This window comes from Novipirellula herctigrandis (assembly GCA_007859835.1).
Classification (GTDB): Bacteria; Planctomycetota; Planctomycetia; order Pirellulales; family Pirellulaceae; genus Novipirellula_A; species Novipirellula_A herctigrandis.
Genome location: SJPJ01000001.1, coordinates 6,130,539 through 6,150,023, shown reverse-complemented (window position 1 = coordinate 6,150,023; position 19,485 = coordinate 6,130,539). Strand labels below are relative to the sequence as shown.

Annotated in this window: 14 protein-coding genes; 10 read left to right on the top strand and 4 right to left on the bottom strand. The window is 51.5% G+C overall.

Annotated elements, in window-relative coordinates:
- Positions 1–226: 226 nt before the first annotated feature.
- A complete protein-coding gene (locus CA13_RS35490) occupies positions 227–373 on the bottom strand; it encodes a hypothetical protein (protein WP_419194703.1) in 147 nt (48 codons plus the stop codon).
- Between the two features lie 59 nt (positions 374–432).
- Here CA13_RS35490 and CA13_RS22515 point away from each other — a divergent pair, with 59 nt between their 5' ends.
- The 10 genes from CA13_RS22515 to CA13_RS22470 all read left to right on the top strand — a co-directional run bounded on the left by CA13_RS22515 (position 433) and on the right by CA13_RS22470 (position 15,416).
- Positions 433–1,836 (top strand): CmpA/NrtA family ABC transporter substrate-binding protein, encoded by a 1,404-nt coding sequence (locus CA13_RS22515; RefSeq protein WP_473087511.1) that lies wholly within the window; start codon positions 433–435, stop codon positions 1,834–1,836.
- 125 nt (positions 1,837–1,961) lie between these two features.
- On the top strand, positions 1,962–3,080 hold the full coding sequence (locus CA13_RS22510; RefSeq protein WP_146400491.1) for an ABC transporter permease: 1,119 nt from the start codon (positions 1,962–1,964) through the stop codon (positions 3,078–3,080).
- Positions 3,081–3,158: 78 nt separating this feature from the next.
- Complete coding sequence (locus tag CA13_RS22505) at positions 3,159–4,085, top strand: ABC transporter ATP-binding protein (RefSeq protein ID WP_146400489.1); 927 nt, start codon at positions 3,159–3,161, stop codon at positions 4,083–4,085.
- Positions 4,086–4,122: 37 nt separating this feature from the next.
- Entirely contained in the window at positions 4,123–4,974 is an 852-nt protein-coding gene (locus CA13_RS22500) for an ABC transporter ATP-binding protein (RefSeq protein WP_146400487.1), read from the top strand.
- Positions 4,975–5,001: 27 nt separating this feature from the next.
- The gene (locus CA13_RS22495) at positions 5,002–5,895 is read left to right on the top strand and encodes a GAF domain-containing protein (RefSeq protein WP_146400485.1); all 894 of its coding nucleotides are present in this window, start codon (positions 5,002–5,004) and stop codon (positions 5,893–5,895) included.
- Positions 5,896–5,911: 16 nt separating this feature from the next.
- Entirely contained in the window at positions 5,912–7,720 is a 1,809-nt protein-coding gene (locus tag CA13_RS22490; RefSeq protein ID WP_146400483.1) for a DmsC/YnfH family molybdoenzyme membrane anchor subunit, read from the top strand.
- Between the two features lie 22 nt (positions 7,721–7,742).
- Positions 7,743–10,040, top strand: a complete 2,298-nt coding sequence (locus tag CA13_RS22485) for a molybdopterin oxidoreductase family protein (protein WP_146400481.1) — start codon at positions 7,743–7,745, stop codon at positions 10,038–10,040.
- Positions 10,037–11,854: a NirA family protein gene (locus tag CA13_RS22480; protein ID WP_146400479.1), complete on the top strand. Its 1,818-nt coding sequence runs from the start codon at positions 10,037–10,039 to the stop codon at positions 11,852–11,854. Before CA13_RS22485 ends, CA13_RS22480 begins: the two co-directional genes overlap by 4 nt.
- 67 nt (positions 11,855–11,921) lie before the next feature.
- Positions 11,922–13,508 (top strand): sulfite reductase subunit alpha, encoded by a 1,587-nt coding sequence (locus CA13_RS22475; protein WP_146400477.1) that lies wholly within the window; start codon positions 11,922–11,924, stop codon positions 13,506–13,508.
- 264 nt (positions 13,509–13,772) lie between these two features.
- The gene (locus tag CA13_RS22470) at positions 13,773–15,416 is read left to right on the top strand and encodes an alginate export family protein (protein WP_419194702.1); all 1,644 of its coding nucleotides are present in this window, start codon (positions 13,773–13,775) and stop codon (positions 15,414–15,416) included.
- A gap of 527 nt (positions 15,417–15,943) precedes the next feature.
- On the opposite strand, the gene CA13_RS22465 is transcribed toward CA13_RS22470, so the two are convergent.
- The 3 genes from CA13_RS22465 to CA13_RS22455 form a co-directional block, all read right to left on the bottom strand.
- Complete coding sequence (locus tag CA13_RS22465) at positions 15,944–16,603, bottom strand: response regulator (RefSeq protein WP_146400475.1); 660 nt, start codon at positions 16,601–16,603, stop codon at positions 15,944–15,946.
- Positions 16,590–18,587, bottom strand: coding sequence for a PAS domain-containing sensor histidine kinase (locus CA13_RS22460; RefSeq protein WP_146400473.1), 1,998 nt, complete (start codon positions 18,585–18,587; stop codon positions 16,590–16,592). Before CA13_RS22460 ends, CA13_RS22465 begins: the two co-directional genes overlap by 14 nt.
- A gap of 249 nt (positions 18,588–18,836) precedes the next feature.
- Entirely contained in the window at positions 18,837–19,439 is a 603-nt protein-coding gene (locus CA13_RS22455) for a DUF456 domain-containing protein (protein ID WP_419194701.1), read from the bottom strand.
- Positions 19,440–19,485 lie beyond the last annotated feature (46 nt).

The window sequence follows — 19,485 nt, the reverse complement described above, 5'->3', positions numbered from 1 at the left end:
GCAGCCACGGTTACACCAACTCAACCCAATTCAGTTGCCAATCACCCCGCGAAGCAGCGGCCGTGAATAATCCGGGCTAGAGCCCTGTGCCCCTAGGCAACTGCCCAATCAACAGGCAAGTGTGCTCAATCCGTGTTCAGCAAGACATCCCAATCCAAGAAACACACCCTAGTTGAGAAAAAACGCACCAACGCCAGTGGGGCAGATTGTCGCACCCACGATTTTACTACGTGCCATCGCCCCCCATTACGAAAGCAAAATACGCCCCCCCTGAGAGTTTGGCCCATCGAATGCGTTGGCACGTGCCAAGCGATTGTTCACTCGTAGGACGGTCGCTGTACACAATCACAACGAGGATTTTCAAGCGTGCCATTTCAATTCGGTCCAAAGTTTCTCCTAAAAACTCGGTGGCTCGCCGCAGCCTTTGCGATTGTGCCTCTCTCTTTCGTCGGGTGCTCGTCGGGCGACATCACCCTTGCGGATCTTGAGGCTGCTGCTGCGAAAGTAGACATGTCTGAGATGGACGCGGATGCTTTGATGGCAAGTTCAGACAAAGAGGCGGATCTAGAAAAACGCGACCTGAAATTCGGATTCATCAAACTTACCGACTGCGCACCGCTCGTCATTGCGAAAGAGAAAGGCTTTTTCGCGGACGAGGGTTTGAATGTCGAAGTCGAGTCTCAATCCAACTGGAAAGTTTTGCTAGACCGCGTGATTGACGGACAGCTCGACGGCGCTCATATGTTGGCCGGGCAGCCAATTGGCGCAACGATCGGATTTGGGACAAAAGCAGACATCATCACGGCGTACAGCCTCGACTACAACGGCAATGGCATCACCGTTAGCAATGCGATCTGGGAACAAATGCAGGAGAACGATCCCACCCTAAAATCAGCGACGCCGCAACATCCCATCACCGCAGCTTCCTTGAAGCCAATCGTTGAAAAGTACAAGCAGGAAGGAAGAGAATTTTCGATGGGAATGGTATTTCCCGTCAGTACGCATAATTACGAAATCCGCTACTGGCTAGCAGCTGCTGGAATCAATCCCGGCATGTACACCGAGCAAGACATCACCGGGATGCAAAACGCGGACGTGTTGCTCTCGGTCACGCCTCCGCCGCAGATGCCTGCAACGCTCGAAGCCGGCACGATCTTCGGTTACTGCGTCGGCGAACCCTGGAATCAACAAGCCGTTGTGAAAGGCATTGGTGTTCCAGTGACAACGAACTACGACATTTGGAAGAACAATCCAGAGAAAGTTTTTGGCGTTACAAAACAATGGAACGACAAGAATCCGAATACTCACATCGCTGTTGTCAAAGCTCTAATGCGGGCAGGCAAATGGCTTGACGAAATCGATACCGAGGGCAACTTCGTCAACCGACAAGAAGCTTGCAAAATCCTCAGCAATAAGGATTACGTCGGAGCCGATGAAGATGTCATCGACAATAGCATGACAGGCACCTTCGTCTTTCAGAAAACCGATGTCCGCCCGATGCCCGACTTCAATGTCTTCTTCAAGTACAACGCGACCTACCCGCACTATAGCGATTGTGTTTGGTTTCTGACGCAAATGCGACGTTGGGGGCAAATTACCGAAGCAAAATCAGCGGAGTGGTACGCCGAAACGGCCAAAAAAGTTTACCGGCCTGATATCTATCGCATCGCAGCCGACATGTTAATTAGCGAAGGGAAAATCGATCCCAAGGAAATCCCAGCCCCCGATTATGACGGCTATCGAACACCGAGCGATGAATTCATCGACGGAACAACGTATGACGGAAAAGACCCACTTGGTTACCTCTCGCGTTTCGAGATCGGAAACAAAGAATAGACCGGGCCAATGCGGCTGGTGCGGCTGAGACTTTGCAGTTTTTTGCTGGAACTCTCTGCCACATCGATTTGTTATTCATGCACTACTCTCCCTCTTGCTCTATTCCACTTTCCAAGCCGTTCCTTATGAATTTTCGCAGTAAAGCACTCAAATTTTGCAACATTGCTGGACTCCCGGTCCTCGAACCATTCGTTCGCTTAGCGGCTGGCGAGGATCCAAAAGAACAAATGGCAGGCATTGCCAAGTTTTTGCTCTTGCCGATTTTCACCGTTTGCATCTTCATCGGCTTATGGTCTATGGCGGCGAGAACGGTTGTCACCGGCAGCGCACAATTGCCGGGTCCCAAAGCGACCTTCGACGCAGGCGTTGAGCTTTTCCAGATGCACTTTGCACAAAAGGAAGCAGACTTGGCAATGCGGCAAAAAAAGCTGGGCAGCGCTATCCAGGCGATGGCCAAAGCTCGCGTGCTTGAGCAAGCCGCCACGAACGCAAGCGGCAACAAAAAAACAGAGCTACTTGTAACGGCTATGGCCTACAAACAAGAAGCGGTTCGAGCCGCTAATTTCGTTCCATCAAGTGCTCCGACGTTTGTCGACCAAATTATCACGAGCTTGAAAACGGTGTTTTTTGGATTCGCGATCGCGACATTGATCGCCGTTCCTTTGGGCGTACTATGCGGAATGAGTCCTTGGTTCAACGCGGCCCTGACACCGTTCATTCAAGTTTTCAAACCCGTTAGTCCTTTGGCTTGGTTACCGCTTGCAGGGCTTATCATCATTTGGGCCTACACGGGATCAGATCCGGCAACGAATTGGTTTGAAAAAGCGTTCCTGATCTCTGCTGTCACCGTTTCGCTTTGTTCGCTTTGGCCAACGCTTGTAAACACAACGCTCGGTGTTGCCAGCGTGGACAAAGACTATATGAACGTTGCCAAAGTATTGAAGCTTTCCTGGTCACAACAACTTTTCAAGATCATTTTACCCGCCAGCCTTCCGCTGATGTTCGCCGGTTTGCGAATCAGTCTTGGGGTCGGGTGGATGGTCCTCATCGCTGCCGACATGTTGGCTCAGAATCCCGGCTTAGGCAAATTCGTTTGGGATGAATTCCAAAACGGCAGCAGCCAAACATTCGCGCGTATTGCGTTCAGTGTCATCATCATCGGGCTGATCGGTTTACTGCTGGATCGCATCATGATTTGTTTGCGAAACCTTGTCAGCTTCGGCAACCCAAGTCCCGCCGGTTGATATGCGAACATCTTCCTAGACGCGACAAAACCACAGAGAACAAAACGGATGAACGCAATCATTTCCCCCACAACAACGATGTCCCGCACTGACGCGGAAGCGAGAGTCATTCACACGGAGTCATCGGCGCCGAAGCCGATGATGACGCTGCGAAATGTTTCGAAAGGCTACGGCAGTGGAGCGACTCGAAACGAAGTGCTCAAGGGCATCAACATGAACCTCCGCGATGGAGAGTTCTTGGCAGTGGTCGGATTCTCCGGCAGCGGCAAAACCACTTTGACCCAATTGCTTGCAGGATTGATTCGTCCTGATTCAGGCGAAATCACGATGAATGAGGAAGTTGTCACCGGACCGAGCCCCGACCGCGGACTGGTTTTCCAAAATTACTCGCTGCTGCCGTGGCTGACCGTTCGCGGCAACATTGCGTTGTCGGTAGATCGAGTCTTTCGTCATTGGAGCCGAGCCCAACGACACGAACACGTTGACAAATTCATCGAAATGGTTGGTCTGACTCACGCGGTTCACCGTCGCCCTCATGAGTTGTCCGGTGGAATGCGTCAGCGAGTTTCGCTCGCTCGCACCTTGGCCATGAAACCCAAAGTACTACTTCTCGATGAGCCTCTTTCTGCACTCGATGCATTAACCCGTAGCGTGATGCAGGACGAAATCCTGAAGATTTGGGAAGAAGAGCGGCAGACGTGCTTAATGATTACCAACGATGTGGATGAGGCAATCTTGGTTGCAGATCGTATCGTGCCGCTTAATCCAGGACCAAGTGCCAATCTCGGCCCTGCGTTTACCGTTGAACTCGATCGACCACGAAACAAAACGGAGTTGAACCACAACGAACGGTTCAAGCAACTCCGCAATGCCGTCACGAATTACTTAGTCGCAGTACGGCAAAAATCACGTCGCGACGAAGCGGCACAGTCAACCCAAGTTCGTATCGACCGTCCGAATATCAGCCCCAAAGACTTGTCACTTTCCGGACGCACCCAGCTGTAAATCGCAGGCCACAACGCCCAACAAGAAAGAGAATCACATGCCTGGCTATATCGAGATTTTCAATCTCGGAAAAACTTACGATACTCCCAACGGCCCCGCAATCATCGTTGAAGAATTCAACTTGAACATGACACAAGGTGAGTACATTTGCCTGCTCGGCCATAGCGGGTGCGGTAAGAGCACCGTCTTAACGATGGTCGCTGGACTTAATCCCATTACGACGGGCGGTGTGGTCGTCGAAAACCGAGAAATCGATGGCCCCGGACCAGATCGTGGCGTGGTGTTCCAGTCCCCCTGTTTGATGCCTTGGATGACGGCCATGGACAACGTCATGCTAGGGGTCAATCAAGTCTATCCTCATGCATCGAAATCAGAACGCCGCGATATGGCGGGATATTATCTGACACTGGTGGGACTCGGAAACAGTCTGCACACCCGTGCTGCTGATTTGAGCCAGGGGATGCAGCAACGTGTTGGAATCGCTCGTGCGTTTGCACTCCGCCCCAAAATGTTGCTGCTTGACGAACCGTTCGGCATGCTCGATTCGCTGACGAGGATGGAATTACAGGAGGTGTTGCTTGAGATTTTGGTCCAAGACAAAGTCACCACCATGATGATCACGCACGATGTCGATGAAGCGCTGTTTATGAGCGACCGAGTCGTGATGATGACCAACGGACCAAGGGCGCGCGTCGGCAAACTCATCGACATCCCTTTCGAACGCCCTCGCAACCGAACCGAAGTTCTCGAACACAACGCCTACTACGACATCCGTGGTGACATGATCGGATTCCTCGAAGAACAGGACCACAAGAAACTCAAAACGGATGCTGCCAAGCGAGAAGCCTCTAGAGACCAGGAAGAACAAAGCTGTCTGGCTCCCGCTTAATCCGCATTCATTAGCCCCCACGTGATCATGACATCTGTTTCCAATTTATGCCTTCCCACAAACTGTTTTCTGTCGGACGCTTTTGCGATCGACGTTCGAGACGGTCGTTTAAGCTCGACCGGACATCAATCGGTTGACGATTTGGCTTCACGTACAGCTGCCCAGTCGCGAGCGATGGTCGAGAAAGACACAAGTCGCTTGCCGAGCAACGCGGCCGCGGCGATTTCCATACCAATTTATCGTGAAGGCGAATTGGTTTCGATCGTGGTATTCGTCGCCATGAACGATTCCTCCGACGCTGCGGACGAGTGCGAACCGGTTGGTGTTTTTGAGATTTGGCAACCAATCGGCCTGTATGACGAATTGGCATTGGCTGATGGCTACTACGGAAGAATGGAGCGATTTCAAAATGTCAGTTCGTTTGTCCGTTTCGAGTGCGGCAACGGATTGCCCGGTCAAGTGTGGGGCAAACGCATGGGCGTCATTCACGACGACTTGAGTAACCACCCGGGTTTCTTGCGTGCCGCAGGTGCTTCGGCCGATCTTCTGCAAACGGCGATCGGAATTCCGGTGATCAACGAGGATTTCATTGCCAGTGTGGTGTTAATTAGTTCGCACCGCTCACCCATTGCCCGCGGCTTTGAGGTATGGCAACGCAGTGATGAGTGTTTTGAACTGCTTGGCGGCTCCTACATCGGATTCGACGACGAAGCCTCGCTGGTGGCGGGCACCAAACTTGGGATTGATGACGGTTGGGCTAGGCTTCTTCACGACACCGGTGGCGCTGTCTGCACGGACAACCCCGACGCATTGATGTTCGGTCGCCAGTGCAATTCAGACGCAAATGTCCCCAAAAGTGGCATGGCAATTCCGCAGTATCGCGGTTCACGGCTCGACAGCTTCGTCACGTTGCTTTTCTAAGGAGCCGATTCGGCGGATGTCTACAACGATTACAGAAAATGAACTACGACCACTTGATTGGGACCCCTCCAACGATCAGGCATTCGACCTCGTTGGAATGCTTATTGGAGAGCAGCAACAACTAACGGCTGTTGAAAGATTCAGCAAACTTCATGATGCACAACTTGACGAAACCGAGTTGGCCGATGGCCCCGTTCAAGCAAAGTACTACCGTTCATTGGTACCGGCGACGGCGCCAAGTGAAAACCAACAATTTGCATTTGAAGTGGATCTCGATTCCTGTAGCGGTTGCAAAGCATGCGTCGTCGCTTGCCACACACTAAACGGCTTGGAAGACAACGAAACTTGGCGTCAGGTTGGAACGGTCACGATTGGCCAAACTATCAGTGAAGTCCCTGATACAAACACCGCTGCTTTGCCCGTTGCAATCCAACACGTTACGACCGCGTGCCACCATTGTGAGGATCCCGGATGTTTAAGCGGATGCCCCGTCAAAGCTTATGAAAAGGATTCGGTAACGGGGATCGTTCGCCATTTGGACGATCAATGCATCGGATGCAAATATTGCACGATGATGTGTCCTTACGAGGTCCCCAAATATAGCAAGCGGCTCGGGATTGTTCGCAAATGCGACATGTGCCACAACCGGCTTTCGGTTGGCGAGGCTCCGGCGTGTGTGCAGTCCTGTCCGAATGAAGCGATTCGCATTCGCATTGTTGACCGTGACGCGAAACACTCGACCGATCCATCGGATTCGCTCGCACCCGGTGCTCCCTCCTCAAGCATCACCAATCCAACAACGGTTTACTTGACAAGTCGTGGCGACCAACTTGGCTTGCCACAAGATGCGGGAATGGATGAGGTTGCCGAAAGCCATTGGCCATTGGCAGCGTTGTTGGTCGCAACGCAGCTGAGCGTCGGAATGCTGATCGGTGAACGAGTAATCGCATTTGGATTATGGCTGAGTCATTCCTCCATGCCGCTTGCAATCACGAGCGTCGTTGCCACAGTCGCACTCATCGTCGGAGGAGTCGGACTCAATCTTGCACCACTGCACTTGGGTCAACCGCTTCGAAGTTGGCGAATTTTCTTGGGCCTTCGCACGAGTTGGCTCAGTCGCGAAGCGGTGATACTTGGGAAATATGTCGGAGCGTTGACTGCGGCGGTCGGACTGCTTTGGCTGCCAATGTCGCAATCCTATTTGCCTGATTCGATCACCGAACTCGTTGCGATTTACGTTCCCTCTTGGGCTGGAAAATTGATGCTCGGCATCTCAATTCCAATCGGTTTGATGGGGCTTTATTGCAGTGCCATGATCTACATTGCGACCAAACGCCAACTATGGCGGCACTCGCGAACTCTATTGCGTTGTGGTGGCACAACGATCATCGGGGGAATTGTATTTGCGGTGACGGCCATCGTTGGCACGATAACGCTTGCAGAGATTGACGCTGCTTTCATCACGGCATTTGCAATGCTGGGAATGGTATTTTCCGCGATCGCGGCGACGGCAAAACTGGTTTGGGAAAGGCGTGTTTACCTGGGAAACACACGCGAGACCGATACCCCGTTGGATCGTCGCTGTCGTGCGTTGACGCGAAACAAATTGCCAAAACTTCGAAGTCTGAGACTTGGATCGGGGGTTGCGTCAGTCGCTTGCACAATCGTCTCGACATTGGTCATTGGAACACTCGGTGCGTCGGCTTGGACCACGTTTGCGGCCTGTGTCATAACAAGTGCGTTGGTACTGGCCAGTGAAGGCACTGAACGTTTGCTGTATTTCATGTCAGTCGTCTACGACCGTATGCCAGGAACTCTGAAATAATGTTGCGAAGGAACAGGAACCGATGAGTACTACTCAATCCAAACCGAACGATGGCAGTCAGACGCAGCATGCCAAGGCGACACGCACTTTCGAACTGCCGACGCTGTTGCAACGTCGCGACGGAGAGATGACTCGCGAGCTATTATTGCAACCGGGTCAACATGGACTCGGGATGACGCCTGCGTCGCTTCTAGCCGACACAACCACGACGGCCACGTGCGGTTACTGCGCGACCGGATGCGGATTGCGTTTGCACATTCGCGATGGCGAAGCAGTCGGTTTAACGCCAGAGACGGATTACCCAGTTAACCTAGGCATGGCTTGTCCGAAGGGCTGGGAGGCACTTCGTGTTCTCGACAGTGATGAGCGCGCGACCGCACCAATGATCCGCGATACCAATGGAGATTTTGTCAAGGTTTCTTGGGACGAGGCGTTTCGCCGATTTTGCGAAGGATTCAAGCAGATTCAAGCCGAGCATGGCAACGAATCAGTGGCGTTTGTTTCGACAGGCCAAATTCCCTCCGAAGAGATGACGTTTCTTGGTGCGTTAGCCAAATTTGGAATGAACCTATTGCATGGCGACGGCAATACCCGGCAATGCATGGCGACGGCGGTGACGGCTTATAAAGAATCTTTTGGATTCGATGCACCACCGTATACTTATGATGACTTTGAGCAAAGCGATTGTCTTGTATTTGTGGGTTCGAACCCTTGCATCGGCCATCCGATCATGTGGGAACGTGTGCTGCGGAACAAAAACAATCCGGACATCATCGTGCTCGACCCACGCCGCACGGAAACGGCGATGGCTGCGTCCGAACACGTGCAATTGCGGCCCAAATATGATCTGCAATTACTCTATGCAATCACCAACGAACTAATCAAGCAAGGCTACGTCGACGAGGCCTTTGTAAATGCGCACACCAAAGGGTTTGAAGAACTTCGCAATCACGTTGCCAATTTTCCGATCGACGACGTGGCTCCGCAAGCCGGTGTTGACTCAGTCCAATTGCGACGAGTGGTAGAAAAGATCGGCCGCGGCAAAGCGGTTTCGCTGTGGTGGACGATGGGGGTGAACCAAAGCTACGAGGGAACGCGTACAGCCCAAGCAATGATCAATATTGCGCTGATGACCGGCAACATTGGTCGCCCGGGAACGGGTGCGAATAGCATTACGGGCCAATGTAATGCGATGGGTTCACGATTGTGGAGCAACACCACCAACTTGCTCGGTCATCGCAGCTTCACAAACGACGATCATCGCCGCGAAGTTGCCGAAATTTTAGACATTGATATCGATCGAATCCCCAATCAAAACAGCCTAGCTTATGACCAAATTCTTGATGGGATCCGAGCCGGAAAAATTCGTGGCTTATGGGTAATTGCAACCAACCCCGCGCATAGTTGGATTGACCAAAAGGGGGCTCGCGAACTGCTCGACCAACTTGATTTTTTGGTTGTGCAAGACATGTACGATTCTGCGGACACAGTCAAACATGCGGACTTGGTTTTGCCGGCGGCAGGATGGGGTGAGAAAGAAGGCACGTTCATCAACAGCGAGCGACGTTACGGCTTGCTCAAGAAGGTATGTAAAGCGCCGGGTGAGGCGTTAGCGGATTTTCAGATTTTTCGCGGCATCGCTCACTATTGGGGTGTTGGCGAAATGTTCGCCGAATGGACAGATCCCGAAGCGGTGTTCCGAATCATGCAGAGGCTCAGTGCGGGTCGCCCCTGTGACGTTTCCGGCATCGATGGTTACGAACAAATCGATGCGTGCGGAGGCATCCAGTGGCCTTGGTCATCCGAGGACAACAACGGGTTCGAACCCGAACAGCAACGGCGGCTATTTGGTGACGGTGTGTTCTTTTACGAAGATGGCAAAGCGCGTTTGATTGTCGACGCAATCACTCCCGTGCCGGAACCACCGTGCGATGATTATCCGTTCTGGTTATTGACTGGGCGTGGTACGGTCAGCCAATGGCACACACAAACACGGACAAACAAAAGCCCTGTACTGAGGCAACTGTATCCGAACGAAGCATATATCGAAATCAATCCTGCGAACGCAGCGTCAATGAACGTGAGCAACGGCGATCCGCTTGTGATTCGATCTCGACGTGGCAAGGCGACAGCAACCGCGTTTGTAACCCCCACCGTCGCTTCCGGGCAAGTCTTCATGCCGATGCATTACACGGAGACCAACCATTTGACCCTTTCCCATTTTGACCCTTATAGCCGACAACCCAGTTACAAAGATTGCGCGGTTTCCATTGAACCGGCATCCGCTCGGAACCCCGTAGAGAGAGAAAACATTCAATGAGCTTTAGCGAAGAGCAAAAACAGTATTTGGCCGGCTTCACGATGGGCCACGATGTTGCTCGAGCGGTCAGCGGTTTGCCGGTTGTTTCCGGTAGCGTCGGTGGACTTGGTTCTTCGCTGACCATCGGCGGTGGTGCGGCAAACCTGGACGGACAAGCGATTCCTTATGGTCCCGAACGGATCGCATACGAAGCACAAGATGCCGTCATCGCCGAAGGCAAGAAGCTTTGCAACGAAGAAAAGGCAAAACGCGAAAAGAACCCGCTCGACATGTGGGATGAAATTATCAGCCGAAGTGACGCGAACGAATTCCCAAAAGGTACGGACGTATTTCTGCACAAATTTCACGGCATGTTTCATGTCGCTCCCAACCAAAACGCCTACATGATGCGACTCCGCATTCCGGGTGGATTGATGCATGCTTGGCAACTCGCCGGACTGGCTGATTTAGCGGACAAATCAGCAGGAGGCTATATCGACATCACAACCCGCGCAAACTTGCAACTTCGCGAAATCCAAGCGGATCAAGCACGCAGTGTTTTGTACGGAATCCGCGAATTGGATTTAATAAGCCTAGGTAGCGGCGGTGATAATGTCCGCAACTGTACGGCAAGTTGTTTGTCTGGAATTGATCCCGATGAACTCATTGAAACGATTCCACTTGCCAAGCGAATGCACCACTACATTTTGAATCATCGCGAAGTGTTTGGTTTGCCACGAAAATTCAATATCGCGTTTGATGCTGGGGGCCGGATTGCATCGCTCGATGATACCAACGACATCGGTTTCCGAGCCGCTCGCGTGACAGAGGAAAACGCCGACACGGATTTGTCTTCAGGTGTCTATTTTCAATTGACGCTAGGAGGGATCACTGGTCACAAGGATTTCGCTCGTGACACTGGCGTCCTTTTGACAGCCGATGAGGCGGTCGAGGTGGCAGGAGCGATTTTGCGAGTCTTTGTCAAAAACGGCGACCGGACTGATCGCAAGAAGGCGAGACTAAAATATGTGCTCGACGATTGGGGTTTCGATAAGTTTCTGACGGTCGTTGAAGAGGAATATGGACGAACATTGCGGCGAGTTCCGAAAGACAAGTTGACCTGTGTCGACAACGAAGATCGCGTTGCCCATGTTGGTTTTCACTCGCAACGGCAAACCGATTGTCACTACGTCGGCGTCGTATTTCCGGTTGGGCGAATGACGTCCGATCAAGCTCGCCATTTGGCCGCGATTGCGAACGAATTCGGTAACGGCGAAATCCGATTAACCGTTTGGCAGAACCTCATCATTCCAAACATTGCCTCCGCTGATATCGACGCCGTCAAAGCACGGATTGAAGCGTGCGGTTTGGATTGGCAGGCAACTGCGTTTCAAGCAGGGTTGGTTGCCTGTACCGGCAGCGCAGGCTGCAAATTTGCGGGTGCAGACACGAAAGCCAATGCGATGGTTTTAGCGAGGCATTTGGAATCGCTGTTCGAATTGGATGTGCCGATCAACATTCATTTTACCGGATGCCATCACAGTTGTGCGCAGCATTACATCGGAGACATCGGGCTAATCGCGTGCAAAGTCGAACAAGGTGACGACATGGTCGACGGCTACCACATCGTCCTTGGTGGCGGCTGGGGAGCACGGCAAGGAATTGGCCGCGAAATTTTCCAATCGGTCGTCTTCGACGAGATTCCGATGCTAATTGCATCGCTTATTGCGCACTATTTGGAAGATCGAAAGGCCCAAGAAAGCTTCGTCGACTTCACTCGCCGTCATAGCGACGAAGAACTCAGCAAAGTTCGACTCGCCACATGCCAAAGCTAAAACCCCAGCGCCGAGTTCTAACCAATCCACTTTCATACTTCATCCTTCGAATCTTTCACTTTCATTTATGTCAAGCTTTATTCCCGAATCGGCTCCATTTAACGAAGAACAACGTGCGTGGCTCAATGGTTTTTTCGCGGGTTTGGCGGGTATGCAATCTGGTATGAGTGCCGCCGCAACAGCCACGGCACTCGGTATCACTCCGCCAACTGCGGTCGACGAGGAAGATTTTCCATGGCATGACCCAACACTACCGATTGTTGACCGAATGGATCTAGCCAAAGACAAACCGCTCGAGCGGAAATTGATGGCGTCTATGGCACAGCTTGACTGTGGTTCGTGCGGCTATCTTTGCCAAACCTATGGTGAAGCAATTGCATCGGGTGAGGAAACCAATCTGACACTTTGCAGTCCGGGTGGAAAAGAAACGAAACAATCAATCAAAAGGCTAATTGCCGAATCGAATGCGTCGCCTAAAAATGCCAATGGGAAAGATCGAGTCGTAACTAGCAATCTTACCTCGAATGACAAGCCAGTATATTCTCGGCAAAATCCATTCGAGGCGAAACTGATTGAATCGCGTCCCTTGAACCTAGAGGGTTCGGCAAAGGACACCCGACATGTTGTAATTGACCTGAGTGGATCCAACTTGACTTACAAAGTTGGCGATGCTTTAGGAGTTTACCCAACCAATTGCGAGGAACTTGCCAATCTAATCGTCAGTCAATTGGCTGCTGATCCAAACGCGACGGTGACGACGCCACTCCGCAATCGCAAAACACTAGTGCAAGCATTGTGCAACGATTGTTGTTTAAAAGACCCGAGTGACGAACTGATTGAATTGCTTGTTGATCGCGTGGCTAATGAAAATTCGAAAAAGACATTGGCATTGATGCTTGAAGAGGGTGTCCCGGATGGTTTTGACGTGCTCGATGTCCTTGAAATTGCAGGCCCAGCGACGGTAACACCGACCGAAATATTGGAAACACTCGAACCGCTCAACCCAAGACTCTATTCGATTGCCAGCAGTAGGAAATGCGTTGGCGATCAGGTTCATTTGACGATTGGCAAAGTCGTCTTCGAACGTGAAGGGCGGGTGCGAAAAGGGGTCGCTAGTACGATGCTAGCCGAACGGGTCAAGAGCGATCAAACGGTGCGAGTGTTTGTGCAACCTAATCATGCCGGCTTCACCACCCCTGAGGATCCAAACCAGCCGATGATCATGGTTGGTCCCGGAACGGGCATCGCCCCGTTTATCGCATTTTTACAGGAGCGAGCTGAGACCAAAGCACCGGGAAAAAACTGGCTATTCTTTGGTGATCAGCATGAAGCGTTTGATTTCCTGTACGAATCGGAACTGCGCGAGTACCAGCAATCGGGCATGTTGTCACGATTAGACACTGCCTTTAGCCGTGACGGTAAGAGCAAGGTCTACGTGCAAGACCGAATGCAGGAAAACGGTGCCGAGATTTGGCAATGGCTGCAATCAGGAGCGAGTTTTTACGTTTGCGGTGATGCATCACGGATGGCAAAAGATGTCGATTGTGCCATTTGTGATCTCGTGGCATTGCACGGCGAAATGACGGCAGAAAAAGCTAAGGCGTTCGTGAAACAACTGGCCGCAGACGGCCGATACCACCGGGACGTCTACTAAGCTTTTCATTCCGCTTCATCTCACAATCGAGTTTGCTGATTGATTCGATTGTCTTGCCGCTAAAGCCGAAAGTCTCGGCCAGGGCTTTTATTCAATTCGGTTTGGTGCTGCGATTTACGCATGATTGTCGATATCTCGACAGTCAGCAGACAGTGTGTAGCAGACAGTGTTCCATTACAGCCGGTTCAGTGGACGCATGCACCGATCAGCCTCGTATCAACCTTGGCTTGATAACAATCAGACCAAACTAAGGATTGCCATAACATGAATCCATTTCCACAACGCCAAGGGCGTTTTGTATTCGCCTCAGTTGCTCCGGCCATAGCAGCCACACTGATCGGCTCCGTCAACCTTGTTGCGAACGATGCGTTTGTGGAGACAGGGCTTGAAACGGTAGTCGTCCAGACCGTTGCAATGCAAGAAGCGAATCCCCAACCTGCCCAAGCACCTCAACCGGTCGCGATGCAAGAGTCCGTCGCGACACCACAGGCACCGACTTACCAGAATGCCACGCCGTCACCTTCATGCAACTGTTGTAACACAACCTGTTGCACAAAGAAGAGAAAAGAAGCGGCGACCGCTAAGATGAAATCTGCCTTTGGTGGCCTCTTCTACGCGAATGATTTTTCGTATTTGACGGATCCATGTTACAATGGTCCCGCTTTGCTCGGCGACTCCTTAAAGGACATGAACACGCCGATCGGAAAACTTAGCGTGGGTGGGGAAACACGTTTCAGATATCACAACGAACGAAACCACCGTGGCGTGGGCATTACTGGCAAGGATGACAATTTTTGGCTTAGCCGCCAACGACTTTACGCGGATTGGAAGATCAACGACACCTTTCGGGTCTACGGTGAAGTGCTTGACGCCAATTCCATGGGTGAAACATTTACCCCACGTCCGATCGAAGAAAATGATATGGACGTACTCAACTTGTTCGTCGATATAAAGCTGATCGATAGCGGGTCCGAAAAGTTGACCGCTCGGGCAGGTCGTCAAGAACTACTTTTCGGGGCACAACGTACGGTGTCGCCTCTCGATTGGGCGAACACTCGTCGCACATTCGAGGGCGTTCGAATGCTCTATCAAAATGGCGACACATCGGTTGACGCTTTCTGGACCGAGTTCGTTCCAGTCGATCCAACCGGCGGAGACGTCAGCGACACGAATCAGCAATTTTATGGAGTTTATGCTTCGCAAAAAGGAACCCCGACGGGTGTGTTCGATGCCTACTACCTCGGTTATGACAACCACACCGTGGGCTTTAGCCAGCACACAATCGGCAGCCGCGTTGTGGGTAAAACGGATAGTGGCATGCTCTATGACTTTGAAGGTGCGTTCCAATTTGGTGAAGATGCAACGGCAAGTAGTCATGAAGCAGGTTTCTTTACCGCGGGGTTGGGACGTAAGTACGAGTCAAATTTAGTGAGTCCAACGATTTGGGCGTACTACGACTATGCTTCGGGTGAAGACGACTTCAACCAAGTCGGCCGTGGCGATGGCGGTTACGATCACTTGTTCCCCTTGGCACACAAATACAACGGGTTCATGGACTTGTTTGGCCGTCGCAACTTGCACGATTTCAACGTGCTAACAACCGCGCCGCTGACAAAGAAGATTTCGCTTGTGCTTTGGTATCACTACTTCCGAATGGTTGAAGATACCACACCCTATAGTGTCGTGATGACTCCTTACAACAGCACGACACAAGCAGAGTCGAAAGACCTCGGCCACGAAATCGACGTGCTGTTCAACATCAACTTGAATCCACGCAACAATGTGTTACTGGGCTATTCGCACTTCGCGGGCGGTGACTACTATGACACCCCAGGAATCATGCCGGCAGCGGCTGGCAATGATGCCGATGCGGACTTCTTCTACGGCCAGTTCCAAACCCGTTATTAGGCTTAACGGAACTTTGCCTCAAAAGACTCCCCAAAGTCGATTTGGCCGTTCGCAACGTTGCGAACGGCCTTTTTCGTTTGACCAACCAGACGGACAAAGTCAGTGGAGTGCTATTGAGAACATAAGAACCCAACCACAAGTGATTTCGCCCCGATCCTCGGGTTTGATGAAGTGCAGGTGAGGAACGGTGTTTGCCGCTGTATATGCTGTGTTTGCCGCTGTATATACTGTGCCTTCAATAGCGGCATCACAATCCGATTCTCACCGAGGGAACAACCGAAAAAGACACCTCCGAGTCGATTCATGTGAATGCCATCAGCGATGCCCTTATGAAAGAAAACGAAAAAGGCAATCATCAAGAAGACAGACGTTGCAACTGAGACGTTCTGACACAATTCCACCGTCACTGTGCCAAACTGTCGCAATTCGTCGCTATCAACGATCCGCGGCGCAATGCGACATACGGAATAGTATTTCCGTTTATTCAGAATCCAACACAATTTCCTGCGCAGCGCAACAAACCACTATCAGGCGTTTTCGAGTGACCATTGAACAGCTAGCCGATTCAGCTCCGTCGCCGATTTCACGTTCAGCTTGCGTTTGAGATGTTCGCGATGACTGTCAATGGTGTGTGTGCTTAGGAATAGCTGTTCCGCAATCGTTCCGCTGGTAAAACCTTGTCCGATTAGCCGAAACACTTCGAGCTCTCGATCGGTAAGTTGCTCGATAGGATCCTCCATTGCTGCGTGGCTACCCAGTGCTTGAGTTACCAACCGCTGCATCAGACGTTCACTAACAAAACGCTGGCCACGCAGAACCGTTCGAATGGCCTCGATGACTTTTTCATTCGATTCCTGCTTATTAAGGTAGCCAAGTGCGCCAGCTCGCAAAGCTCGTTCGGCGTAGAGTGTTTCTTGGTATGCCGACACCACCAACATCTTCGCTGCCGGGTTCATCGCATGAACCCGCTTGATCAATTCGATGCCGTTTCCCTTCTTCAACGCGATATCCACAATCAACAAATCCGGGCATACCTGCTTTACCAAGTCGAAAGCCTCATCTTCGGCCGACGCCTCCCCGCATATCTCTAAATCACTTTGGGACGAAACACGCATCGCTAAGCCTTCTCGTACCATCGGATGATCGTCCACCACCAGGATCCTCGCCCGAAACTTAGGTGTCGTCATTTTGATACCCTTGGACTGGAACCGCACACCGTACCATGGTTCCACGGTCACCGTTGCGTTCAATATGGAACACACCTCCAATCGAGTTCGCACGATAACTCATGATACGCAAGCCGAACCCTGCACTTGCCGTACCAAGACGATCTGATATCGATGAATCGATGCCGACACCGTTATCGCTAATTTCCAAAACGATCGTGTTATTTTCCCCCTTAAGTGAAATCAAAACGTGATCGGCATTTGCGTGTCTTAAAGCATTACTTAATGCTTCTTGTGCAATCCGGTAAAGCTGATTCGCAATCGTATTACTTGAGATAGTGATGTCACCGGAGCTGATAAATCGACAAGAGAAATGCTTCTGGGAATCGTTGGTGGCAGCAAGATCCGCTAGCGCCGATCGAAGGCCTTCGTTGTCAATTTGCACTGGCATAATACCGTGCGATAGTTCGCGGACGTGTTGAATCGTCTCCTTTAGTCGGTCCGTCAGTTTGGAAATGGTCTGCTGGAGCATGGAAAAATCGTCATCGGTCAATCTCCATGTGACTCGTTCGCCTGAATTGTGTTGCGATGCATTGTCAAGAATGCTAAGCACGGTGCCAAGAAATAGAGACAATCCCGTTAGCTCTTGCTGCGTTCCATCATGCAGTTCTTGTCCAATTCGCTGCTGTTCGTCAGTTGCGGTTTGCAAAATGCGTTCTTCTAGACGCTTCTTTTCGGTGATGTCGCGTAGAATCCCTGTGAAGAGGTTCAAACCATCGACTTCGCTAAGGGCGATCTCGATTGGGATCGTCGATCCATCTTTACGAAACGCAACAACTTCTCGGAAGCTGTTAACAACTTTTGCAACACCTGTATCCAAATAATGTCGAATGTGGTCGTCATGTTTTTCACGGTGCGCTTGCGGCATCAGTACAGCGACGTTCTGGCCAATTATTTCTTCTTTGTCATAGCCAAACATCAACTCCGTCGCATGATTGACACACTCAATTTTACCCTGATGATCGATTGTCACAATCGAATCGGATGCTGTATCCAAAATGGCCCGCAATCGTTGTTCGCTCTCTTGCAGCGCAATTTCGGCTTGTTTCCGCTCCGTAATATTGATGTGGGATATGACCGCTCCCCGTTGTTCATAGTCTAAAGGCGTCGCGTGCATGATGAACCAACGCTTTTCGGTTACGGAGTGACAGGGGTACTCCATTGTGAATTCATCGATCGTTCCAGCTAACAACTGCCTTAATTTTGTAACAACTTGTGTTGCGTCACCACCGCTCCCGTGATTGTCAGAAGCATTCACGCAAACATCAAGATAATTGCTTCCGACGCCGCACTGCTCCTCGGTTCCGAAGTTCTGGTCAGCGAACCTTTTCCACGCCGGGTTCACTGCCACGATAACTCCATCACGGTCTACCACAGCGATGTGCGCAGAAAGCGAAGCCAAAATGGCTCGCGATCGACCGCGGAGCGTTTCCAATTCCTCGTTCATCGAAATGATGTCTTCAGTAGGCGTTTGGCGTTCCTCTTTTACACCTCCGATTCCATCCACGGTTGTTTCTAACTGCGGCGACTGGCCGACTGTTTGGTCAGCAAACGTGACCAACATCAAACCTTTGGCTTCAGGAGGTGCGGTTACGGGGCGTACGGTAAGAGTGCAATGGACGAGCATTCCGTCTCGGTTGACGCGAGCACACGAATCGCTCACCAATCCATTTTCTCGAATGGATTGGCTACAAGCTGCAAGTAGTTTTTCGCGCAGCTCGGGTCTGGCCACCACCGAAATATTTCCGGTCAATTCTCTTGTCGGGACTTCTAGATATTTGGCTAAAGGCCCCATGCCATACAGGACCTCGAACCGTTGGTTAATCAATACCGTCGCTGGAGCAAATTCACGAAGGACAAATTCATTCGTCAATTCCCGGAAGATTTCGCGACCCACAGCTGAGTCTGTTTTCCGAAGATTTTTTGGTTGCAGGTTCTTAGTCATGACCAGACACTATCCCCAAAATCCGCTGGAGCATCATTAGCAGAGCTGTGAGCGGAATGAAGTGAAGGTTACGAATTAACTAGCTTAACATAATGACCTGTAACACACCGCTGTTTTGAGCCCGCCGTTGCCACATTCAAGAATTTCGCGTCTCACCGCAGCGAGCCAGACTTGTCGGTTGACCTTTTTTGCAACCCCAAAAAATCCAGCAGCCATCTTCGCGGGATCTCTGTTTGATCGACCTGCAACTCACCAAATCACGCCTACCAACGCCGAAAGCACAACGGCCAATCCAGCGAGAAACTTTCCTAGCGTTCCGAAAGTCCGTCCCCAAAACGCGGCATGCCCGACGTTCCAGCTCTCTTTCCATGACCGGCCGTCGGTCCATTCTCCGTAGACGGCGCCAGCCGTAGCGCCGACACCACCGAACAAAATCGCCGCCAAGACGGGACCAACGACGGGAACAGGAAGGCCGACCAGGGCTCCGGTCAGGGCTCCCGCCATTGAGCCCAACACAGCAAAGAACGTCGACCGCCGACTTGCTCCGGCGCGTTTGGCTCCTGCAGCTCCAGCGACGAATTCGATAATTTCACCGAATAATGCAAATAGAAACGCGCAAATCAAGGGTGTCATGCCGATCGACAAACGACCTTCGGAAGGACCGAGCCAAGCGTAAATCGCCATCGCTGCGACCGAGATCCAATTCCCCGGAAGTGTCATCAAATTGGCTCCCCAAGCAATCACACAAACCAGTATCAAAACGATCGCAGCCAGAACCGCACCGGTCGGTCCGAGCCAGCCAAGCCAGCGGTCGTAATCAAAGCTAAACAGGAACATTGATGAAGGATTCACAAAAAATACACGATAGATTGACGCCCAAGATTCTACACGAGCGGGC